The organism is Paenibacillus sp. TAB_01 (genome assembly GCF_043945595.1).
Lineage (GTDB): Bacteria > Bacillota > Bacilli > Paenibacillales > NBRC-103111 > Paenibacillus_S.
Genome location: NZ_JBIFNP010000001.1, coordinates 6,251,568 through 6,274,434, shown reverse-complemented (window position 1 = coordinate 6,274,434; position 22,867 = coordinate 6,251,568). Strand labels below are relative to the sequence as shown.

The 22,867-nt window shown below is 47.5% G+C and carries 15 protein-coding genes; 12 read left to right on the top strand and 3 right to left on the bottom strand.

Annotation, left to right across the window (positions count from 1 at the left end; genetic code table 11):
* Positions 1-62 precede the first annotated feature (62 nt).
* The 7 genes from ACHHV8_RS30510 (at position 63) to ACHHV8_RS30480 (ending at position 15,387) form a co-directional block, all read left to right on the top strand.
* A complete protein-coding gene (locus ACHHV8_RS30510; RefSeq protein ID WP_395163017.1) occupies positions 63-800 on the top strand; it encodes a CdaR family protein in 738 nt (245 codons plus the stop codon).
* The gene (locus ACHHV8_RS30505) at positions 760-1,254 is read left to right on the top strand and encodes a CdaR family protein (RefSeq protein ID WP_395163016.1); all 495 of its coding nucleotides are present in this window, start codon (positions 760-762) and stop codon (positions 1,252-1,254) included. The genes ACHHV8_RS30510 and ACHHV8_RS30505 overlap by 41 nt, the downstream gene beginning before the upstream one ends.
* Positions 1,255-1,300: 46 nt before the next feature.
* A complete protein-coding gene (gene glmM, locus ACHHV8_RS30500; protein WP_395163015.1) occupies positions 1,301-2,641 on the top strand; it encodes a phosphoglucosamine mutase in 1,341 nt (446 codons plus the stop codon).
* A gap of 463 nt (positions 2,642-3,104) precedes the next feature.
* Positions 3,105-4,934 (top strand): glutamine--fructose-6-phosphate transaminase (isomerizing), encoded by a 1,830-nt coding sequence (gene glmS / locus ACHHV8_RS30495; RefSeq protein ID WP_395163014.1) that lies wholly within the window; start codon positions 3,105-3,107, stop codon positions 4,932-4,934.
* A gap of 354 nt (positions 4,935-5,288) precedes the next feature.
* Positions 5,289-9,464, top strand: a complete 4,176-nt coding sequence (locus ACHHV8_RS30490) for an Ig-like domain-containing protein (protein WP_395163013.1) — start codon at positions 5,289-5,291, stop codon at positions 9,462-9,464.
* A gap of 50 nt (positions 9,465-9,514) precedes the next feature.
* On the top strand, positions 9,515-11,449 hold the full coding sequence (locus ACHHV8_RS30485) for an S-layer homology domain-containing protein (RefSeq protein WP_395163012.1): 1,935 nt from the start codon (positions 9,515-9,517) through the stop codon (positions 11,447-11,449).
* A 266-nt stretch (positions 11,450-11,715) separates the two neighbouring features.
* The gene (locus ACHHV8_RS30480) at positions 11,716-15,387 is read left to right on the top strand and encodes a X2-like carbohydrate binding domain-containing protein (RefSeq protein ID WP_395163011.1); all 3,672 of its coding nucleotides are present in this window, start codon (positions 11,716-11,718) and stop codon (positions 15,385-15,387) included.
* A 192-nt stretch (positions 15,388-15,579) separates the two neighbouring features.
* Here ACHHV8_RS30480 and ACHHV8_RS30475 read toward each other — a convergent pair whose 3' ends face one another.
* Positions 15,580-16,458: an AraC family transcriptional regulator gene (locus ACHHV8_RS30475; protein ID WP_395163010.1), complete on the bottom strand. Its 879-nt coding sequence runs from the start codon at positions 16,456-16,458 to the stop codon at positions 15,580-15,582.
* A 182-nt stretch (positions 16,459-16,640) separates the two neighbouring features.
* On the opposite strand from ACHHV8_RS30475, the gene ACHHV8_RS30470 reads away from it, so the two are divergent.
* The 5 genes from ACHHV8_RS30470 to ACHHV8_RS30450 all read left to right on the top strand — a co-directional run bounded on the left by ACHHV8_RS30470 (position 16,641) and on the right by ACHHV8_RS30450 (position 20,203).
* Positions 16,641-16,973, top strand: a complete 333-nt coding sequence (locus tag ACHHV8_RS30470; protein ID WP_395163009.1) for a hypothetical protein — start codon at positions 16,641-16,643, stop codon at positions 16,971-16,973.
* Positions 16,974-17,393: 420 nt separating this feature from the next.
* A complete protein-coding gene (locus ACHHV8_RS30465; RefSeq protein ID WP_395163008.1) occupies positions 17,394-17,975 on the top strand; it encodes a TetR/AcrR family transcriptional regulator in 582 nt (193 codons plus the stop codon).
* A gap of 48 nt (positions 17,976-18,023) precedes the next feature.
* The gene (locus ACHHV8_RS30460) at positions 18,024-18,878 is read left to right on the top strand and encodes an MBL fold metallo-hydrolase (RefSeq protein ID WP_395163007.1); all 855 of its coding nucleotides are present in this window, start codon (positions 18,024-18,026) and stop codon (positions 18,876-18,878) included.
* 116 nt (positions 18,879-18,994) lie between these two features.
* A complete protein-coding gene (locus ACHHV8_RS30455) occupies positions 18,995-19,645 on the top strand; it encodes an FMN-dependent NADH-azoreductase (RefSeq protein ID WP_395163006.1) in 651 nt (216 codons plus the stop codon).
* A 360-nt stretch (positions 19,646-20,005) separates the two neighbouring features.
* The gene (locus ACHHV8_RS30450) at positions 20,006-20,203 is read left to right on the top strand and encodes a hypothetical protein (protein ID WP_395163005.1); all 198 of its coding nucleotides are present in this window, start codon (positions 20,006-20,008) and stop codon (positions 20,201-20,203) included.
* 583 nt (positions 20,204-20,786) lie between these two features.
* On the opposite strand, the gene ACHHV8_RS30445 is transcribed toward ACHHV8_RS30450, so the two are convergent.
* The gene (locus ACHHV8_RS30445; protein ID WP_395163004.1) at positions 20,787-22,046 is read right to left on the bottom strand and encodes a sensor histidine kinase; all 1,260 of its coding nucleotides are present in this window, start codon (positions 22,044-22,046) and stop codon (positions 20,787-20,789) included.
* Entirely contained in the window at positions 22,046-22,723 is a 678-nt protein-coding gene (locus ACHHV8_RS30440; protein WP_395163003.1) for a response regulator transcription factor, read from the bottom strand. Before ACHHV8_RS30440 ends, ACHHV8_RS30445 begins: the two co-directional genes overlap by 1 nt.
* Between the last annotated feature and the right edge of the window lie 144 nt (positions 22,724-22,867).

Sequence of the window (22,867 nt, the reverse complement as noted above, 5' to 3'; positions counted from 1 at the left end):
ATACAAATGTCGTTAAAGTCATTGCGCTGATCATAGGCATTATGCTGTGGGCGGTCGTTCACATGGAGGATAATGCGCTCCCCGGCTCGGGGGGGACAGGAGTAAGAGAGGAACAAATTACGAATGTTTCGGTAACGCCAAAATATGACAGTAATCAATTTTTTGTTGAAACCATAGAACCGGCTCAGGTAGTATTAACGATAACAGGTAAGGATTCGGCTTTGAAAAAGGCGATGAGCATCAGCGATTATTCTGTAGAGCTCGACCTGACAAAAGTCGGCAAAGGGGAGCATATTATGCCGTTGACGCCTGTCGGATTTCCTACGACGGTGACGGTCAAAGTCAGCCCCTCGAGTGCGAAGGTTATCATTGATGAGAAATCGAACAAACAAATGCCGGTGACCGTCAATGTGACGGGAATTCCTGCAGTTGGTCTAAAGGCGGGACAGCCGATCGTGAAGCCGAACAAGGTTACCGTTACGATGCCTAGCGGAAGCATTGATGCAGTGGATTCGGTCCGTGCCGATGTCAATGTAGAGAAGGCCCAAGCGCCTGTGTCGAACAAGGTCAGATTAGCGGCCTACGATAAGGATGGCAAGGTGCTGGAGATGGCGGGCATTAACCCTGCGGTAGTCGAGGTGGAGGTGCCGATCACAAGCCCGTTTACTACGGTGCCGCTGCAGCTGAAGCTGGTTGGGGAGCCACCGCCTGGGTTTAGTGTGGCCTCTCTTGTGCAGAACACGGATAAGGTGACCGTCTATGCAACCGCAGGATGTGTTGAACCGCCTGGAGTACTATGAGGGTCCTAGCATTAATTTGGCGGATTTGAAGGAAGAGAAGGAGTATGCGTTAAGTCTGGATATTCCGCTTCGTACGAAAGTAACCCAGGTGGATCCTGCGAAGGTAGATGTGAAGATTAACATCGTGGCTTCAGCCACAAAAACATTGGAACAGGTGCCTTTGTCCATCGTCGGTCAAAACGACGGCTTCAACACGAAAGTGGCGCTTCCCGAAAGCGGCAAGATCAACTTGGTGGTAGAAGGGGCTCCGGCCTTGTTGGATAAAGTGAAGGCACAGGATGTGCAGGCTATATTGGATGTCAGCAACCTGCCTCCGGGCAGCCATGAGCTGCCGGTGACCTTGAACCTGCCGACCTTTATTAAGAAAGGGCCGGGCCAGGATTTCAAAGCAACGGTAGAAATCAGCGCCAAGCAGGACACAGCCAAAGCTTCCAATGTAGCTAAGCAGCAATAAAGCAGACCGGATCATAGATAGGCAAACAAGGGGAGAGTAAGATTATATGGGGAAATATTTCGGTACAGACGGTGTCCGCGGGGTTGCAAACCAGGAGCTGACACCTGAATTAGCTTATAAAATCGGCCGCTGCGGCGGTTATGTCTTGGCAGGGAAGGTGGATAAGCCCAATGTGGTTATCGGCCGGGATACCCGAATTTCCGGCACGATGCTGGAGGCGGCTCTTGTTGCCGGCTTGTTGTCCATCGGCGCGAACGTAATTAGAATCGGTGTCGTGTCGACACCGGCTGTCGCCTATTTAACACGCCTGTTAAAAGCGGATGCGGGTGTGATGATTTCGGCATCGCATAATCCGGTAGAAGATAACGGGATTAAGTTTTTTGCGGCTGACGGCTACAAGCTTTCGGATGAGACGGAGCTGGAAATCGAGCGTTTGATGGATGCTGCGGTAGATGAGCTGCCGCGGCCGGTTGGCGGGGATTTAGGGACGGCGACCGACGATAACGAAGCCAAATATCTTTACTTGGATTATGTGAAATCTACGGTGAAATCTTCCTTCCAAGGATACAAAGTTGTTCTGGACTGTGCCAACGGATCTGCTTATGAGCTGGCACCCAAAGTGTTTGAGGCGCTTGGAGCAGAGGTTATTACTATCGGAGCGGAGCCGAACGGCCGCAACATTAACGACCACTGCGGGTCGACGCATCCGGAGAACCTGCAGAAAGCGGTTGTGGAGCACGGCGCAGCGCTGGGGCTGGCTTTTGACGGAGATGCAGACCGTCTGATTGCGATTGACGAGACAGGAGCGGAAGTAGACGGAGATTACATCCTGAGCATCTGCGGCCACGCGATGAATCAGGCGGGGTTACTGAAGCACAGCACGATTGTAACGACGGTCATGAGCAACATCGGCTTTTTCAAAGGCATTGAGGCTGTAGGATTAAAAGCGGCCAAAACGGCCGTAGGCGACCGTTATGTGATGGAGGAAATGCGCAAGGGCGGTTACAATCTGGGCGGAGAGCAGTCCGGACACGTCATTTTTCTCGAATATAACACCACAGGAGACGGCATTCTGACCGCGCTGCAACTGGTAGATACATTGGTTCAAGCGGGGAAGAAGCTGAGCGAGCTGAAGCAAATTATGCGTAAGTTTCCGCAGAAGCTTGTTAACGTCAGGGTAGCGGATAAAAGCACCTGGAAGGAAAACAAAGCGATTGCTGCGGCGATTCTCAAGGTGGAAACCGAGCTGGGCGATAACGGCCGGGTCCTGGTGAGGCCTTCTGGAACGGAATCGCTGATCCGCGTTATGGCGGAAGGGCCCGATAAGGCTCAGGTTGAGGCTTATGTGCAGGAAATTGCGACGGTGATTCAGCAGGAGCTGTGCTGATTGAAAAACGTGAACTTATAGCTGATCTCCCCTGGCATTAACGCTGGGGGAGTGTCTTTTTTAGCCGCCCGGATCGATTTGTATAAATATGTTGTTGCACTTCAGAGTCAAAATGAATAAGATATTGATATGCACTTACGGTGCAGCTAATTTTTTACTCAGGAAGTGAAAGGTGGGCAGAGGTTGACTTACAAAAACAGCGCCAGAACTTGCATTAGCGTTCGATGTACGCCTTTACGATACATTTTGTAACGGGCGAGGGGGTGTCGAGCGGCTGTCTGCAAGTTGACGAGGTGAAGGTGTTCGAAACATTCGGCGGGGACCTTCCGGTAGCACTCACTACCGTTAAGTTGGACGGCAAAGCACCCGGGTGACCGGGGAGACAACAATCCAACATGAAAGGGGCTTACTTCAGGTAAGCTTGATTGAGGTTTTTCTAAAATAGCAGGAGGTTCTATCCCTTATGTGTGGTATCGTTGGATATGTAGGTAATCGTAATTCTCAAAATATATTGATTGAAGGTTTGAAAAAGCTGGAGTACCGCGGTTATGATTCCGCAGGTGTTGCTGTATTTACGAAGGACGGACTGCAAATCAAGAAGTCGATCGGCCGTCTGGCTAACCTGGAGTCGAAGCTGGATCAATCGCCTTTGAGCGGTTCGATCGGAATCGGTCATACACGCTGGGCAACTCACGGCAAACCATCGGACGTCAATTCCCATCCTCATACGGACAACTCTCAGAAGTTCTCCGTAGTACACAACGGCATTATTGAAAACTATGTTTCTCTCAAAGAGGAATTGATAGAGAAGGGCCATATTTTTGTATCGGAAACGGACACGGAAGTCATTTCCCATCTGATTGCAAGCTTGTACGAGGGCGACATCGTGAAAGCCGTACAGAAGGCTGTGCAGCGGATGAGAGGGGCTTTCGCGTTAGGCGTACTGACAGAATATGAGCCGGATAAGCTGGTAGCCGTTCGTTTGGCTAGTCCGCTCATTATCGGCGTAGGCGAAGGCGAGAACTTCATTGGATCGGACATTCCGGCAATTCTGGATTATACGCGCAATGTATATATCTTGAATGACGGTGAAATGGCGGTTTTGACGAAAGACGCTGTCGAATTAATGACGTTGGAGGGGAATTTTATTTCCCGGGAATTATTCCATGTCGATTGGGACATCGTTACCGCAGAAAAAGCCGGATTCGATCACTTTATGCTAAAAGAAATCCATGAGCAGCCTAAAGCTTATCGCGATACGATGGGCGCGCGTCTGGATGCTTCGGGAACGAAGGTCGTTTTAGACGAAGTCAAAATGACGAAGGAGCAGATCAGCTCCATTCGCAATGTTCATATTGTGGCTTGCGGAACGGCTTATCATGCAGGTCTTGTAGGTAAGAGCATCATCGAAAAGCTGGTGCGGATTCCAGTAGAGGTGGATGTCGCTTCCGAGTACCGTTACCGCTCTCCGATCATCACGCCTGAGACGCTTGTGATGGTTGTGAGTCAGTCCGGTGAAACAGCGGATACGCTGGCCGCGCTGCGCGAAGCAAAGCGAAACGGCGCGCGTGTAGTAGCTATTACGAATGTCGTAGGCAGCTCGGTGGCCCGTGAAGCGGATGATGTAATTGTAACCTGGGCAGGCCCGGAAATTGCAGTAGCTTCGACTAAAGCCTACACCTCTCAACTGATTGCCTTCTATCTGTTCGGTCTGTATCTGGCTCAAACGCTGGAGACACAGGATGAAGCGACGATCACGGAAATCGTCACCCATTTGAAGGAGCTTCCGGAGAAAGTGGAGAGCATTCTGGAGCAAGCCGATTCGATCAAGGAATGGGCGGAGCAGGTTGCGACACATGATAACTTGTTCTTTATCGGTAGAGGGCTAGATTTTGCGGTGGCGCAGGAAGGTTCTCTGAAGCTTAAAGAAATTTCCTACATTCACTCCGAGGCTTATGCAGCCGGCGAGTTGAAGCACGGTACGTTGGCTCTGATCGAAGAAGGCATTCCGGTGATCGCTCTTGCGATCCAGGAGGATCTGTTCGAGAAAACGGTCAGTAACATTAAAGAAGTGAAGGCCCGCGGTGCTCATGTATTCGGACTTCACGCTGCAGGCGAAACCGAATTGAAGAAATCGGTGGATCAAGTATTTGAAATTCCTTATACGCTGCCGCTGCTGAGCCCGGCTTTGTCCGTTGTTCCGCTTCAGCTGTTGTCTTACTATGCGTCGCTTGCCCGCGGCAACGATGTTGATAAGCCAAGAAACTTGGCGAAAAGTGTAACTGTAGAGTAATGGGAGAGGGGCCTTAGCCCCCTCTTTTTTGTTTGGTGAAAATAAAGCTGCAGGGCTACTGAAGCGCTTGTCTCATAAAAAATAGTCCTGGTGATTTGTAAAAAATCATCAGGACTATTTTTTATTAACAATCAAATTTTCCCAAAAATTTGTTTTGACTTATAGTTGTTTATCGAATCAGTAGTATTGTCGATATATGTCAGTTTAAGTCGAAAAAAACATGTGAATGAAGGAGGATCAGGCGGAAATTCGAAAGGTTTTTTTGTGAATACGTCGAATAAATGACAGTAGATGTCGAGTGAAATCGATATACCAAAAATCTTAAAGTAAACTCGAAAGGGAAGGGACAACTGCATGATTGGAACCATTATTAGTTCCTGCAAGAGGAGAAGTGCGGCTTGTGCACTGATTGCGCTGCTTTTATCGCTCACTACAGCATTTCCGTCACAGGTTCGCGCGGCATCACTGCCGAATGCGGTTATGACGCCGGTCTCAAGTAATGTAGGGTGGATAGCTGCGCCAATCGCCGTTGCGGACGATTCATTCATGTTTGATGCCAGGGCTCATTTTCAACAACTGACCGATACGCCGGTAAATATCTCGGCTGCCTCCGACAACCCTTCCATCGCGGATGCGACAACAACTGGTAGTGCAATTCGGGTTCAAGTTAAGACTACGGGCACGATGAGATTGGCAGTTACGGGCACAGGTGCTTCTTCATCCGTATTGACGGATAATTTGGAGATGAAGGTTACGCTGCTCGGCGATACAAATGGAGACGGGATTTTGACATCGGCGGACGTGCAATATATTTATAAAGTCGTCAATTCAAAGCTGGCCACCTCTGACGAGGAGAAAAACCGTCTTGACATTAATCGGGATGGACAAGTGACATCAGCGGATGCTGCGTTGTTGATGAGCAGTTATGTCGGTAAAACCCCCGTATCGGGCGGTGTGAAGTTTCTTGTGTCACTGACGGACAGAAACGATGCTCCAAAAGCTGAGCAAACCTCTATTACGGGGGCCATTCAAACCGGGCAGACGTTGCTGGGCAATTACCGCTACTTAGACCCTGAGAACGATAATGAAGGTACCTCAGCATATCAGTGGTACCGCGGGTGGCAGGAGAACGGCTCAGACAAAACTGCTATTTCCGGTGCAGTAAGCGTTCAGTATCAGGTACAGGAGGAGGACATCGACCAGTATTTGTTCTTCGAAGTTACGCCAACCGATGCGAAAGGTATGGCGGGTACTTCCACCGCTGCTATAACTAGCGGTAAAGTGCTGGATAAGACGGCACCAACGATCATTTCGATGACGCCTGAGAATAATGCGACAGGTGTGGATATAAATACGACGCTGCAGGCGAAATTTAGCGAGCCGGTTCAAGCAGTCGAGGGGAAGTCAGTACGGATTCGCCGGCTGGCGGACAACAGTATTATGAAGACGTATACCGCAAACGATATAAGCTCAGTTCTAGTTAGCGGATCGAACGTCAGTTTCTTAAATGCTAGCTTGGAAAGTGAAACCACATATTATATGGATATCGATGCTGGTGCGTTTAAGGACACGGCAGGCAATAATTTCGCAGGGCTAAGCGATTCATCCTTATGGAGCTTCTCAACACCGGATACGATTGCACCGACCACTCAGGCGATGCTCCCAGCCAATCTCGCGGTGGCTGCGGATAAGGCTGCGAATTTCACACTGACCTTCAGCGAGCCTGTCGTTGCGGCACCAGGAAAAACGGTTAACGTATATAACAAGGCCGATGACAGTGTAAAATTGTCCTACGCTGCAGGTAACACAACTGAAGTGGAGATCAATGGTTCGACGGTCACGATTATAAATCCAGGTCTGGATGAGAAGTCTTCATATTATGTGACGGTCGAAGCAGGTGCCTTCACCGACAGGAGCGGCAATCCATTTGCAGGTTTGAGCGGCAAGGGAGATTGGACATTTACAGTACCGGATAAGACAGCACCAGTCATCGTTTCGTCGACGCCTGCAGACGATGCTGTCGGTGTGAACCGTTTGGCGGACATGACGATTAAATTCTCCGAGCCAATTCAGGCTGTCACGGGGAAGTCGATCCAGATTTATAGGTCAGCGGACGATAGCTTACTGAAAACGTATAACGTGACCGATTCAAACGAGGTTTCCGTTACTGGAGCGGATGTGACGCTGAAGAGTCCGAACTTGGATGACGGAGTTGGCTTCTATGTGGTGATCGATGCCGGAGCGTTTAAAGATATGGCGGGAAATGATTTTGCGGGCCTGACTGATTCGTCGGCATGGAGCTTCTCAACACCGGATACAGTTGCACCGACTCTTCAGGCGATACTTCCGGCCAATCTTGCGGTGGATGCGGACAAGGCTGGGGATCTCACACTGACTTTCAGCGAACCTGTCATCGCGGCGGCCGGAAAAACGGTAACTGTATATGACAAGGCTGACGACAGCGTAGCATTTACTTACGCTGCGGATAACACGACGAATGTGAAGATCAACGGCGCAACGGTTACAATTAAAAACTCAGGTCTGGATGAGAAGTCTTCATATTATGTGACGGTCGAAGCAGGTGCCTTCACCGACAGGAGCGGCAATCCATTTGCAGGTTTGAGCGGCAAGGGAGATTGGACATTTACAGTACCGGATAAGACAGCACCAATCATCGTTTCGTCGACGCCTGCAGACGATGCTGTCGGTGTGGATCGTTTGGCGGACATGATGATCAAATTTTCTGAACCAGTTCAAGCAATCTCTGGGGGGTCAATCCAAATTTACCGGTCACTGGACGACAGCTTGCTGAAAACGTACAACGTGACCGATTCAAGCGAGGTTTCCGTTACTTTAGCAGATGTGACGCTGAAGAATCCAAACTTGGATGATGGAGCTAGCTTCTATGTAAAGATTGATGCCGGAGCGTTCAAGGATATGGCTGGCAATGACTTTACAGGACTAAGCAGTTCTGTGGCATGGAGTTTTACAACACTGGATACGATGCCGCCGAGCGTTGTCTCTACGATTCCAGCCGATAATGCCACTAGGATTGACTGGAATGCCGATCTTAAAGTAACTTTCAGCGAGCCGGTATGGGCTGTGAACGGTAAGACAATAACGATCCGTAATACTGTAAATAGCTCAGTGTACATGTCTTACACGCTAGGCACCGATCCCGAGGTTTCGGTGAATGGCAAGGTGCTGACGATCCAGCATAGTGCGTTTGAAGCATTATCGAGCTATTATGTTGAGATTGAGGCAGGCGCGTTGAAGGATGCAGCCGACCACAGCTATGTAGGCATGTCGGGCAGCGACACCTGGAACTTCGAAACGAAGGATCTCAGGGAGTTGACTGTTTCGCCGTCGGCTCCACTGAATGAGGTCAATTTGGCCAGTGGTACTACATTAACTCTTGATCTTATGGACGATTCATTTAAAAATCAAGATCTAACCGGATATATCCAGTTGAACCATGCGCCGACAGGCTTGACCGTAGCTGGAGCCGTGTATAACGATGCCCATACGGTTACCATTACCTTTAACTTTAACGGCACCGATTTTGATTCGGATATTTCAGATTTTTCAGTGACCGTTCTGCCGTCTGCGTTAGACAGCGGAAGGGCGATTACATCAAATCAGCTGACTATCCAGGCTATAGTAGAACCGACTGTTGTCAGCACCACACCGAACAATAACGCCCAAGGGATCAATAGTTCAGCGAGTCTGTCGATGATCTTTGACAGAGATGTTTCAGCGGTAGCAGGGAAGAAGATAACCATTTATAGGAAGTCCGACGACAAAGTGATTCAAGCGATAGATGCGGGAAATACATCCCTGGTCACGATAAGCGGTAATACAGTAACGGTTGGGCACACGGCCCTTTCCAACGGCACGGAGTACTATGTGCTGCTGCAGGGAGGTGCATTTGAAGACGCGAGTCATATAGGCAGTGAACCGATTGCTGCCAAAACTGCCTGGAGCTTTATGACCGTGAAAGTTCCCGACATGTTCTTCTCGGAATTTCTGCGCGGATCGGGCAGCCACCAGGTAGCCATTGAGCTGTATTATCCGTCGGGAGCGCCCATGAACCCGGCTCCGTCAAAGACATTCTCGGTATTTGCTTATCAATACAACACATCGACCTCGTCCATGGAAATTACTGAAATCAAGATCCAGGCGCAGGCATATAAAACAGTACCGCTAATTATCATAGATGGAGCATTTTATGATTTTATGGATATCACTACGACCGCAAGTTTTTCCAGTGGATATCAATATTTTAATCAGGATGACGTTATTTACGATTTGCCCCCGCTTGTTCTAAAGGCTCTTGTTCTGAAAGAGGGAGACCAAGTACTCGACGTTATTGGAGATCCGACTGCAACCGGCCCGGGAAGTTTCCTGTCAAGCGGAGGAACGCTTGTACGGAAGTCGGGAGTTGTCGGAGGTGTTACGTTATACGATCCGTCTCAATGGGATGTATACCCAGTAGATACATTTACTAAAATCGGAAATCATACGCCTTAAACGAGGGAATGTCCTTATGCTTTATTTATCTAAAATAACGGAGGCTGACTATGCTCTTTAAGCGGAAGTTCACTCTATCCATGCGGCGCCTGCCGCTCATGCTCGTTCTGGTAGCCGCGGTAGTACAAACAGGTTGGCCGCAGGCATGGGCTGCCCCGGTATCTCCTGTTCAGGTCACAATTGGCAGCATGAACGTGACAAAAGGCAGAACCGTGCAGATCCCCGTATCGATCGGTCAGCCGGAAACAGGTATTGGCTCGTACGGGATTCAAATTGATTTTGATAATACAGCGTTTCAAGTTTTGAGTATTACGCCAAGATACGGAAGCGACGACGAAATGACATGCAGTACCGCCGATGAAGGCTGCTTCAAATCGTTCTTTGATAATAAGAACGGTTGGATTCGTGTCATTTGGGCGGACGCAAGCGGAGGGGATCGTCCGATTAATGCTGCACAGGAGCTTTTTGCTATACAGGCGGTGGCCACTACAACTGGTGAGAAAGCATTTGCTGTGAAAACATCCGATCCTTCGAATCTGACATTCACCGATACGGATATGAACATCTTGCCGGTTCAAACGGCGGAGGGACAGCTTATCGTAAAGCAGCCCAACAAGTCCCGTCCGGTGAGCAGCAATCAGGGACAGAGCAGTTCGCCCGCACAAAGCAACCCGTCCTCGACGCAGAGCAGCACACCAGAACAGAGCAACCCGTCCTCGGCACAGAGCAGCTCACCTATGCAGAGCAATCCGTCCTCGACGCAGAGCAGCCCCGTGACGACAATCAAAACGGAGGTTAATGATCGGACAGTAGTTACAGTCAACGTCGATGAGGAAAAGGCCATCGAGCAGCTAAACAGCAGTCAGGAGAAGACACTAGTGGTGCCTGCCAATGAAGCTGGCGATGAGGTCGTGGGTGAACTGAACGGGAAGCTTGTCAAAGCGATGGAGGGTCAGGAAGCGAAGCTGGAGATTCAGACAGACCGTGCTGTTTATACGCTGCCAGCCTCCCAAATTAACATAGACCGAGTTTCATCTTCTTTTGGAAATGAGGTACCGCTGCAAGATATTAAGATTAGTGTAACTATAGCGGAGACGGATTCAGTAAAGAAAGAACAAGTGAGTAAGGCAGCGGCAAACGGAGGAATGAGTGTTACCATCCCGCCTGTTAATTTCGAGGTTAAGGCTAAGTACGGGGATAAAACGGTAGAGGTGGACCGATTCAATAATTATGTCGAACGTGCCATCGCTTTACCGAATGGTATTGATCCCGCTAAAATGACGACAGGTGTAGTAGCAGGTGATGACGGTTCACTTACGCATGTTCCTACTAAGATCACACAAATCGACGGAAAATATTATGCTGTGATCAACAGCCTTACTAACAGCACCTACACTGTAGTTTGGCATCCAAAGTCCTTCGCTGACACAAAAGACTATTGGGCAGGCAGGGAGATCGATGACCTGGCTTCCCGGCTTGTTGTACAGGGGGTAACGGAGGATACGTTTGCACCGGAGCGGGAGATTACTCGTGCCGAATTTACAGCGATTTTGCTCCGCGCTTTAGGCTTGCACGAAGAGAGGGACGGTTCACAAGCCGCCTTTACTGATATCGGCGAGCACGACTGGTTCGGCCACGATGTCTCTGCGGCAGCTTCCTATGGATTGATCGGCGGATACACGAATGGTACCTTCCGGCCAAATGATACGATTACCCGCGTAGAAGCAATGGTTATGCTGAGCCGTGCATCGGCCTTGGCTAAGCTGAATCCAGCGGACCCTGATGAGGCGGATAAGCTGCTTGAAACTTTTGAGGATCAAGGAAGTGTTGGAGACTGGGCCCGCCAAGCGGTTGCGAACGCGGTCAAGCAAGGTATCGTACAGGGTTCCGGCCGCCATTTGGAACCGACGCAACCGATCACCCGTGCACAGACGGCCGTCATGGTTAGAAGAATGCTGGTGCAAGCCCAGCTCATAAATAACTAAGGGAAAGCTGCTCTGGAGATAAGGCCAGAGCAGCTTTTTTTCGATTGTTTTTGATTAATAATTATAGTTCTTTAAAACCATGACTTGAGTTGTGGTTGAGTGAGAAAAAGTATAGTGTTGTACAGAACAATTTCCTAATAAAATTTCTGAATTAATCAGCAGGTAATTAGAAATTGCTGTCGAAATATGAGATGCAACGTCGAAACTTTTTTAGAATGAGGTGCATACAAATGAGGTCAAAGTCACTGGCGATAAGAAGCTTGATCATGTTGATGAGCTTGCTTATCGCCGTTTCGGGTTGGGGTCCATTCCCCTTCACTGAACAGAAAGCATATGCGAATTCGGGGGATGTGGACTTTAACACTGCTGTGATCACTGACCTAACAGGAAGCTTTAAATCGGTACATAGTGCTGTTGCGCTTCCAGGCGGAAAAACCGGCTATGTGTATTCGGATTCAGGCGGAGGCACTTACTACACGCTGTTGGACAAGACGGGTACGGAAATTCCAGGTACCACTGTTGCTCTGGACAGCGAGATGGGGACGGCAGCCGGAAGCCCAGGAGGGATGAAAGTAATTTACTTAAATAATGGCAGCGTGCTTATTGCTTGGGACAAGCTAGGGGATGGCAATTCTTTTATCGTTCTTAATTCCAGTCTTAGCATCACGACGCACAAGACAGCAATTGGCGATCCTGTCGCCGACACTAATGCTGAATTAACAGATGCCGTGCAGCTTTCGGACGGCAATATTGTTTTTATGTGGTATGTGGCCGATAACCATGCTTATTACACGACAATTTTTAAGCCTGATGGCACATCTGTAGTGGGTAAGGCAACGATTAGTGACCAACGCGATCAGGCAGAGAGTACCCCGAGTCAATATGCGATCGCTACCAATCATAACGGTACATATATGATCGTAAGCCGGCATTTTAAGACTGATATAACACCTGCTATGGCCTACGATTATGACCGGGCCGTTCTGTATAATAACAATGGAACAGTGAAAAAAAACCTATTTAATTTGAATACCTCGGGGAATACGACCAGCATGAACTTCCCGATTAGTGTAATTGGACTATCCAACCATAATTATGCTGCGTTGTATGTGGACGGCGATAACGCTATTATTCAAGAATTCGATAATAATGGTGCGACGGTTGGCTCCATCGTTAACCCGGCGTACGTTTCAGCCGATTTTACAGCAGGCCTTCTCGAGTCGGAAGCCGATCACTTTATTTTTTACCGGATCGATCAAAATGGCGCGATGGATGCAGCGGAGGTAGATAACAATGGAAATTCTATTTCTTCGTATAGTCCGGTTATCAATAATGACAATGATTTTATAGTAGGCGGGCAAATTGTATTCTCCGGATTTGAGAATCATATTGGCGTTTATCACGACAACTTTAGTTCACAAACGTTTATTTTACACGGAGTAGCCTCTGCAGTCGCACCAAGCTCGACGATTTCCCCGACAACGGCATCCTTTGACAAGAACGTTGCGGACACAACGACGGGGCATTACGCGGATATTACAACGACCCTGGCGTTTAATGGCAACACATTAATGGATATAACGTTAAACGGAAGTTCGATTGATTCGGGCAACTTTAATGAGTTGAGCGGTATGGTAACGATTAAAAAGGAATACTTGGCGACACTAGGTCCAGGGGAGAAAGTGTTTACGTTGGATATGAGTGAAGGGACAGATCCAACGTTAACCGTCATCATTAACGACACGACACCATTAAACAGTACAATCAGCCCAACGACGGCGACGTTTGATAAGAACATTGCAGATACAACGCCAGGTCATTATACAGACGTAACGACTACGGTGATATTGAACGGTAATTTATTGAGCAGCATTCTAAACGGAGTGTCTCCGCTGAATGCGATAACGGACTATACAGTGTCAGGTTCAAGGGTAACGATCAAGAAGGAGTACCTTGCGGCACAAACGGTGAGTCCGGTAACCCTGATTTTCAATTTCAGCGCTGGAGCGACGCAAACACTGACGATCACGGTAAACGATACGACACCAGGAAACAGTACAATCAGCCCAACGACGGCGACGTTTGATAAGAATATGGCAAACACGTCAACCGGTCAATATGCAGACGTATCAACAATGGTGTCGTTTAACGGCAATACGCTTAGCAGCATCGTGAACGGAACGTCTCCGCTGAGTAGGGGAACGGATTACATGGTGACGGGCACGACAGTAAGTTCCGACGTATATATTTCGAAAGCATATCTGGCTGAGCAGAAAATCGGGACGACGGTTCTAACGTTTAACTTCAGCGCAGGAGCCTCCCAAACATTGACTATTGCCGTGAGTGACACGACGGGACCCGCGGCTCCAATGGCACCTACTGTGCAACTGGTTTCCACGTCCAGCCAAGGAGTTATTATTAGCTGGACGGCGGTGTCGGGCGCTACCAGTTATAAGATTTTCAAAAGCAGTATCTCCGCTTCTTACGGGGAGGAAGTGGATACGGTCGATGGTTCTACACTTAGCTATAGCACTGGGAACTTGACGAAGAATACTACTTATTATTTCGTAGTGAAGGCTTCAGGCGCAGGCGGTGATAGCCCGGCCTCCAACGAAATTGTAGTGATAACCAAAGGGTCGTCCAGATCGGGCTCACACTCTACTGCCTCTGGGACACCTATGCCAGAGTCAACTAACATTGCCCAAGCCTTGGTGAACGGCAAGGCTCAGGATGCAGGGACTGTAGCGACCGAGACGAATGGCAGCAAATCCGTAACGACAGTCACTCTAGACCCGCAAAAGTTGGATGAAAAGCTCGCAGCAGAAGGTCAGCATGCGATAGTAACGATTCCATTCAATACGAAATCGGACACTATAGTCGGCGAGTTGAACGGACAAATGGTCAGAAACATGGAGATAAAGGAAGCTATCTTAGAAATCAAGACAGATAACGCCACGTACAGACTTCCAGCGCAGCAGATCAATATCCGTGCGTTATCGGACAAGCTGGGTACCGGGGTGCAGTTGCAGGATATTACGGTTCATATCGAAATTACCAAGCCAGCAGAGAATATGATGGAAATAATCAAGGATTCTGCTGCCCGATACAACCTGAAGTTAGTAGCAGACCCGCTTGATTTTAATATCACCGGCATTTACAACGGCAATACAATCGGTGTTTCCCAATTTAATGCCTATTTAGAAAGAACGATATCGATTCCTGAGGGCGTAAATCCGCAGCAAATTACAACTGGTGTTGTTATCGATCCGGACGGTGCGTTACGACATGTGCCGACGAAGGTCGAGAAGGATTCCAATGGCAAGTATATTGCCAAAATCAACAGCTTGACGAACAGCACCTACTCTGTAGTTTGGCACCCTCTGGAATTTAAGGACGCTGCACAGCATTGGGCGAAGGACGCAATAAATGACATGGGTTCGCGTCTAATCATCACCGGGATTGAAACCGACCTATTTAGACCGGATCAAGACATTACGCGCGCAGAATTTGCAGCGATCCTCGTACGGGGCTTAGGTCTAAAACCGGAAGCCGGAGGATCAACGTTCACCGACGTTAAACCAACGGACTGGTACAACTCCGTTGTCGAGACTGCTTATGCGTATAAGCTGATTAGCGGTTTTGAAGATGGCTCGTTTCGACCGCAGGACAAAATTACTCGTGAGCAAGCTATGACCATGATTGCCAAGGCGATGCTCCTAACAGATCTGCATACTGAAGCGTCTGTAGTCAATATGCTTGATGGTTTTCAGGATGGAAGCAACGTCTCTGTTTGGGCTAAGAATAGTGTTGTTGAGTGCTTACAGGCGGGAATTGTTTCAGGCCGCAGCAGCACCGAATTTGCTCCGAAAGCGTTCATATCCAGAGCCGAAGTAGCAGTGCTTGTACAGCGGCTGCTGCAAAAATCGAACCTCATTTAGTTATGGCACCGTATCATATGAAGTTTACAAAAACTGCCCGATCATCGCTTTAAATGAAGCGATGACCGGGCAGTTTTTTATGTTTCCTACAAACTTCATGGTCGGTATAATGGATCATACTAGCTGTGTATCTTAATCGCTTTGGGCTCTGAAGCAATTGAAACTCTCACACGGGATACATTATTGTACAATTTAATTTAAATGGCTCTTGCGGTACTGATTTGGAGTCAAGCCTGTGACCTTCTTGAAGAGACGGCAGAAATAGGGGAAGTTCGATATGCCGACTAACGCACCGATCTGCTCTATAGACTTTGATTCTGTTTTTAACAGCCAGCAAGCTTGCCTGATTCTTCGAGCAATCACATAATCGGTGATGCTGCTTCCTGTTTCCGATTGAAAGAGATGGGAGACATGATGCTTGGAAAGATGGAGCTCCTCGGCCAAGGTGCTTAGATCGAAAGGCTCAGTATAATGATCCTCTACCCAATTCATTATTTTTTCAGCATGGCTTTCAGGACGTGCAGCTCCCCCAAAACCGCCATTATGGAGCGATTTTACATAATCCAGAATATTGAGGATCAGCATAGAAGCGCTTTCGAGATCTTCATCTCCACCCGGCTCCGAAACAAAATGATGAAACCGTTCAAGCACACCGGAAATATAAGTCAAATTGCTGCCCATACGGAATACTTGGACGGAAAGCTGCCCTTTCCATATTTGCTCAAAAAAACGAAACAAGACAGGAAAATGTTTAAGAAGAGGGGCAAAGCTTGAGGGCTCAAAGGTTAACGTTGTGCGTACATAGGGTTGCGTATGCGTTTCGAATTGCACACGGTGCAGCTGGAAGGGATGCAGCAGGACTATGCTTCCGGCCTCGAGATTATACATCTTGCGGTTGAGGGTCAGACTTCCGATGCCATGATGAACAAATAATATCTCAATTCCTCTATGATAATGGTAGTAAATAGGCGGCGTTTCAGTGGACACAATTTTATAACGAAGCCGGAGGGCTTTGTTATTCGTCGCATGAAACACCTGAAACTGCTCATTTGTATGGTTTGAGTGCTTCAACAAGTCTCTCCCTCCAACAAACCTTTCTTTAATTATAACAATGGAGTGATATTTTGTAACAGCACAATATCACTTTTTATTATAAAAAATGGATATGATTAACATGGCGAATAAGAACGAACGATACGAGTCAGGTTGAAGTCTCATCTGCTCAGATACACGAGTTGGAGGAGGGCGTGAGAATGATTTTTACGACGCTTAAGGAAAAAGAATATTCCGACATCGCGGACGGAATAAAGTTGCTTTTGAAAGAGAGCTATCCCATTTCTGAAGACGAAGCCGTTAATATTGTTCGAAAGGGACGCGAGCGGGCTGAAGGATTGTTAGCCGACTATATCCCATTCGCAGCATCCATTCAGGAGGCTTGCGGCGGAATCAAGAGTACGCTTGACACACATTTGAAGCAAGTGGATGAGGAAGAGAAAGCCGATTCGAAAATGGTGCGCGAAGCCGCCGTATGGCAGGCTTTTGAACGAGTGAAACGATTTTATATGAACAAGGCAAACCATTTGTAATGTTGTCTTGCTGTCAAAACAAAATAAAGTATTAGACTGAAAAATAAAGTGTTAGATTCGGAAAATAAAGTATTAGACTAAGAAAATAAAGTTTTAGACTGCAGGGGCATTAAGCCAGTGCTACAGATTATTAGGATACCGCAACGGTTCCACTTTAATTCTTAATTTTCATCGGACAGCAGCTCGCGCGGCAAGCGTACCTGGCCGCGACATAGGCGTTCGACCTTGACATGCAGCATTCATGCGAGATCCGGCACGCAAGAAGACTCTTGTTCGCTGCCGGTTTCGGATTGCCGAGACTACCGGATGTTCAAATTGGAACCTCCGCAAATTACATCTCGTGACCATCTTGACAATCCAGAGTTAGAGGTAGTATGATTATTCTGTACCGATCGACACAGAAAGGAGGAAGGTATACCGATGGCCAGAACCAAGGAATTCGACGAACGGAAGGCATTAGACGCAGCCATGCAGTTGTTTTGGGAAAAAGGGTACGAAGCAACGTCTCTGAGCGCTTTGACGGAGAGAATGGGGCTTCAACGATCCAGCTTCTACGCGACGTATGGCGACAAGAGGTCGTTGTTTACGACCGCGCTCCAAAAATATTCGGAAACCAGGATCGCTTATTTGAAGGCCAAACTTCAAGGTCATGCGTCGGTACGAGAATCAATCAAATCGTGTTTCAAAGACATCATCGATATTGCCTATCAAACGAATCCGTCCTTCGGATGCTTCTGCGTCAATACCATTGTGGAACTCGCACCTCACGATTCTCAATTCTCCCAGATAACGAGCCGTTATCAAGAGCAGTTGCAAATTCTTGTATGGCAGGCACTTGAAAAGGGAATTCTAGCTGGAGAGTTCTCGCGCGACCTGGATGCTTTAGCCGTCTCGCATTCGCTCATCATCTTTATGAACGGTCTCTTGGTCACTTTGAAGACAAAGCCTGAGCGGCAATTCATCGATGAGTCATTGTCCGTGATGTTTCAATTACTAAAGTAACGAAATCACTTAGGACGTTAAACGTCCTTATAAAAGGAGATAAAAACTATGACAACACTAAAATATGAAACATTCATTATCAAGCGTGCCGGTATGACAAGAGACCTTCCAGCAGGCGTGGACGAATCCCTTCAATGGGTAGCAAACACGGCAACACTGATCTACGGTGAGAACGATGCTGTACTGGTTGACACGTTCACAACGGTTGAACATAACAAGCAGCTACTCGACTGGATTGTAGCAAGCGGTAAGAACCTTACGCACATCTATATCACACACCCTCACGGAGATCATTTCTTTGGTATCGATATTATTCAGTCTAAGTTTCCGAATGCTAAAGCGATCTCTACAGCAGAATCAGTTAAAGGTATGCCGCATCAGATTTCAGATTTTGCACGTGAAAGCTTCTGGGAACGTCTATTCCCAGGACAGATTCCGGATACGCTAGTAGCTGCTGAAGCATTAGAGGGCAATGAGTTCGAGCTAGAAGGTCATAAGCTTGTAGTCGTGGACACAGGCTTTACAGATACACATAGCACGACAGCGTTGCATGTGCCGTCGATTGGTCTAGTGATTGCCGGTGATGCTACATACGGGCACGTACACCCGTTGCTAGGTGAAAGCTCACCAGAAACGCGCCAAGAATGGCTAAAGGCGCTGGACATTATCGAAGCGCTGAACCCTACTCACGTTGTATCCGGACACCAACAACCAGACGAACCAGACAGTCCGGACAATATCCAAAAAACACGCGAATATATTAAAGACTTTAATACATTTGCTGATGCAGCTGAAACTCCACTCGATCTATATAACGAGATGCTTAAGCTGCATGGTGATCGTGTCAACCCGGGATCGCTTTGGGGATCAGCGAAAGCGGCAAAAGGAATCAAAAGCTACTAAAGCATGAGTTTCCCTGCTATTTTTATGACTTTTTTGTACTGATCGGTACCAATACGAGACAGACCTATATATATTTTCATAATATGAATTCACAAAAATGAAAAGAGGTAATTATCATGAAAACATTGCTTTATATCACAGCACATCCGATTAACAGCTATTCGAACAGCGTTACAGTTGGAAACAAATTTATTGAAACATATCGTGAAGCAAATCCTGAAGATGAAATCGTACATCTAGATTTGTATAAGGAAGATATTCCTGAAATTGATTTCGATCTATTGAGACGTTGGGGACAACCGCCAAGCGGAGAGTCATTTGATGGATTGAGCGACGAATCCAAAGTAAAGGCTGTACGTATGCGAGAATTGGTCGAGCAATTTGTTGCTGCTGATAAAATTATAATCGCTAATCCAGTTTGGAACTTGATGTTTCCTCCTGTTCTGAAATCTTATATCGATACTATTTTCGTTCCAGGTATAACTGTTAAGCCAGCTAATAACGGTATGAGAGGTTTAGGCGGTCTAGTAGGAACAGCACAAGGTAAGAAGGTTGTTCATATTCAAGCTTCTGGGACCATTTTATCATATGGTGAGTTTGAAAAATTAAACTTCGGTGATAGTTACCTAAGAGCAGTACTTACAATGCTAGGCATTGAAGATTTCCAAACTATTTATGTAGAAGGTATGGCACAGTATAAAGACCAAGCTGATGAAATAAAAAGTAAAGCATTGTTGGAAGCTACTGAATTGGCAAAGAAATTCTAATATTTGTGTCTAAGAAATAATTTACCGAAAGAAATCAAAGAACTAAGCATTAAACAAGCAATTCCTGGTCCTGCTAGACCACAAGGTCTGCAAGGTATCAAAGGTGATAAGGGAGACAAAGGAGATCAAGGGGAACAAGGTCCACAAGGTGAAGTACTAACCACAAGGTGTGCAAGGTGAAAAAGGGGATAAAGGTGATACTGGTACTACTGATACAGGTAACAACTATGAACTTCAATAGTAGATACAACGCCTCCTGAAATAGAAGTAGTCGGTTTATATTTTAACAACAGTCAGAACTCTGCTGTATTTAGTTTTAGGATTAATGAAGATATTGAACTAAGTACAGGAAGGGGAAGTTTGGCAAACATCGTTATTAAGTTATTTGATAAAAATAATAACGAATTACTAGCAGATACTTATATAAACCGATCTAGTTTAATACCTTCAGGCACAATTGTTACAGCAAATGTTACAAGCAAAGATATATATGCAAATGTTTATTATAGTGTCATCGAAGTAACTGATAATTCAGGCAACCAGAAACAATTCAATTAAACTAATAGTGATTTTAAAAAGGCTTGCTCCTGACCTTTTTGTACTGATCGGTCCCAATAAAAACATGGTCGCTAAATATTTGTGAAAATAGGAAGAGCGGTAGCCAAGGAATCTTATTCTTGGTTGCCGCTATTTGCACATCTTTTGGATTCGTTTCGTTCATTCGTCATCGGGACCCAGGCTATTCCTTTGGAAATGTTGGAATCAGTCTAAAACTTATTTATCTTAAGCTGACGAATTCTCAACTCAAAAACCGCTCTAAATCAACAACCCCAGTCTAATACTTTATTTTCTTCGAACACTTGCCGGAGGCGGGACATCAAACTTGAAGCAGGCTGAGTGCAAGGAATAAACGGGAAAATCGTCCGGGAAAAGTAACCCAAATTAACGAAGAGCGGCACCGCTTCGACGGTGAGTTCAAACTGGAACTCCAAGGAATATGACGGATTCGGTCCAAACAGTTATAGAAGGTTTAGACTTAGATAAGTGCCCTATAGCATTTCTTATGCAAGCAGCCCTACACCAGGTATGTTACTGGAGCAGGGCTGGTTTATTTTGGCGGACCAGATCAGTCTTGAAACTGTTAGCGTTCATTCAGCTGTACATAAAACGTGGTCGTCTCGTTCGGTACGCTTTTCGCGTAAATTTTGCCCCGGTGCTGAACGACAATCGATCTAGCGATGGCCAGCCCGAGGCCGTAACCGCCATTCTGCCGCGAGCGGGAGGGATCGGCACGATAAAAGCGGTCAAAGATTTTCTCCAGGTGTTCGGGAGGTATACCGGGTCCCGTATTGGCCACCGACAGTTGAATATGATTATGAAGCCTTTTAAGCGAGAGATCGATCGTGCCTTTCGGGCTGGAGTACTTAATAGCATTGTCCAGAAGGATCATGGTCACTTGCTTTAGCTGCTCGCTGCTGCCGGTGACGACGAGATTAGGCTCGATATCGTAGTGAAGCGCAAGATCCTTTTCAAAGATGACCGCTTCCATAGTGAGAATGACGCTTTCGACGGCTTCGCTCAAATCGAACGGGACCTGGATCATCTGCGACCGGCTGTCTTCCATCTCGGTAAGATACAGCAGATCTCGGGTCAATATTTTCATACGTTCCGTTTCCGATTTGATATGGTGAAGCCACTTGGCCTGTTCGTTAATGGTCTCATCGCCGTTAGCCAGCAGGACATCGGCATTTGTATTAATGACGGCAAGAGGCGTCTTCAGCTCGTGGGACGCGTCAGCAATAAATTGCTTTTGCTTATCGAAGGCCTCTTTCACAGGTGCGATGGAGCGGTTGGCAAAGTAGCGGCTGGTCAAATAAATGATCCCCAGCATCGCAAGCGCGACGGCGGAGAACGTGTAGATGAGATTGGTTAAAATATTTTGCTGGGCAGTCACATCCATATAGACAATAAAATAACCCGTTGGATTCTGCATAACGCTGTACGCCCAGCGCGTCCCGTCGAGCGTGAACTGGCTGTAAGGCTCCGGATGCGCGGCTGCTTTCTTGACTACGGCTGCATAAAACTCGCTGTTCAGCTCAAACCTGGAATTCGTTTCCTTAATGTTCCACTGAGCGTCTGTCTGCAGCGAGAAGGAGGCCGAACGCACGTGAGGAGCTCCGAACAGGTCCGCTCCCTTTTTCCCTGGAGGCCCCCCGCCTTTCTTGCCCTCCGCACCGTCTGGTTTAGTATAGGAATCCGACACGTGCTGAAGATCCATAACGATATCCTTCCGCACGTTCTGATAAGTAATGATATAAATCGTTGTGAAGGCGCCGAGCATAATAACCGAGAAGATCACCATGTTCATCAGGAGGAACCGGTTGCGCAGCTTGTTGAACATCAGGAAGACGCCTCCAGTACGTAGCCTACGCCCCGGATGGTGCTAATGCGAACCGAGGAGTGCAAGAAGGCAAGCTTTTTCCTCAAGAACGAAATGTACACTTCCACATTGTTATGCTCCGCATCCGAATCGAACCCCCACAGCTTCTCGATCATTTGCTCCTTGGAGGTAACGGCTTGCTTTCTTGTAATCAAAAGCTCCAGCAGCTCGCTTTCTTTGAGGATCAGCTTGAGCTCCTTCCCTTTGCACGTCAGCTTCAGCGTTGAGGTGTTCAACTCAAGATCCTCGAACCGCAGCCCATCCTCCGGTATCACCTCTCCTTTACGCCGCAGCGCAGCTCGAATGCGCGCCAGCAGCTCTTCAGTGGAGAAAGGCTTGGCGACATAGTCGTCCGCGCCGTGATCGAGCCCGGCGATTTTGTCAGGAATCTCTCCCTTTGCCGTTAGCATGATGACCGGTGTGTGGATCCCTTTGGCGCGAATCGATTTTAATATAGAAATCCCATCCATGCCGGGAAGCATGATATCGAGCAGCAGCAGGTCATAGATCCCGCTAAGCGCATTGTCCAGTCCCGCCTGCCCGTCATGAACGACGTCGACGGAATAATTATGCTTCTTTAAAATTTGCGAGAGTGCTTCCGCCAAATTTATTTCATCTTCTACAATCAACAATCTCATGGCTTCAGCCTCCTATCCAGCTCGTACCTCTATTGTGAACGGGAAACCTTTAATCAACCTTAAGCGGAGAAGCGCGGCAATCGCGTCGACCCAACAAAGCAAGTTTACCGGCAGCCGCTATCATTACCCGTACTATGCAGATTC

Coding starts and splice junctions, on each gene's coding strand:
- ACHHV8_RS30510 (WP_395163017.1), top strand. CDS start 63: ATGGAGGATAATGCGCTCCCCGGCTCGGGGGGGACAGGAGTAAGAGAG.
- ACHHV8_RS30470 (WP_395163009.1), top strand. CDS start 16,641: ATGATTTTTACGACGCTTAAGGAAAAAGAATATTCCGACATCGCGGAC.
- ACHHV8_RS30490 (WP_395163013.1), top strand. CDS start 5,289: ATGATTGGAACCATTATTAGTTCCTGCAAGAGGAGAAGTGCGGCTTGT.
- glmM (WP_395163015.1), top strand. CDS start 1,301: ATGGGGAAATATTTCGGTACAGACGGTGTCCGCGGGGTTGCAAACCAG.
- ACHHV8_RS30465 (WP_395163008.1), top strand. CDS start 17,394: ATGGCCAGAACCAAGGAATTCGACGAACGGAAGGCATTAGACGCAGCC.
- ACHHV8_RS30445 (WP_395163004.1), bottom strand. CDS start 22,046: ATGTTCAACAAGCTGCGCAACCGGTTCCTCCTGATGAACATGGTGATC.
- ACHHV8_RS30505 (WP_395163016.1), top strand. CDS start 760: ATGCAACCGCAGGATGTGTTGAACCGCCTGGAGTACTATGAGGGTCCT.
- ACHHV8_RS30455 (WP_395163006.1), top strand. CDS start 18,995: ATGAAAACATTGCTTTATATCACAGCACATCCGATTAACAGCTATTCG.
- glmS (WP_395163014.1), top strand. CDS start 3,105: ATGTGTGGTATCGTTGGATATGTAGGTAATCGTAATTCTCAAAATATA.
- ACHHV8_RS30460 (WP_395163007.1), top strand. CDS start 18,024: ATGACAACACTAAAATATGAAACATTCATTATCAAGCGTGCCGGTATG.
- ACHHV8_RS30440 (WP_395163003.1), bottom strand. CDS start 22,723: ATGAGATTGTTGATTGTAGAAGATGAAATAAATTTGGCGGAAGCACTC.
- ACHHV8_RS30485 (WP_395163012.1), top strand. CDS start 9,515: ATGCTCTTTAAGCGGAAGTTCACTCTATCCATGCGGCGCCTGCCGCTC.
- ACHHV8_RS30480 (WP_395163011.1), top strand. CDS start 11,716: ATGTTGATGAGCTTGCTTATCGCCGTTTCGGGTTGGGGTCCATTCCCC.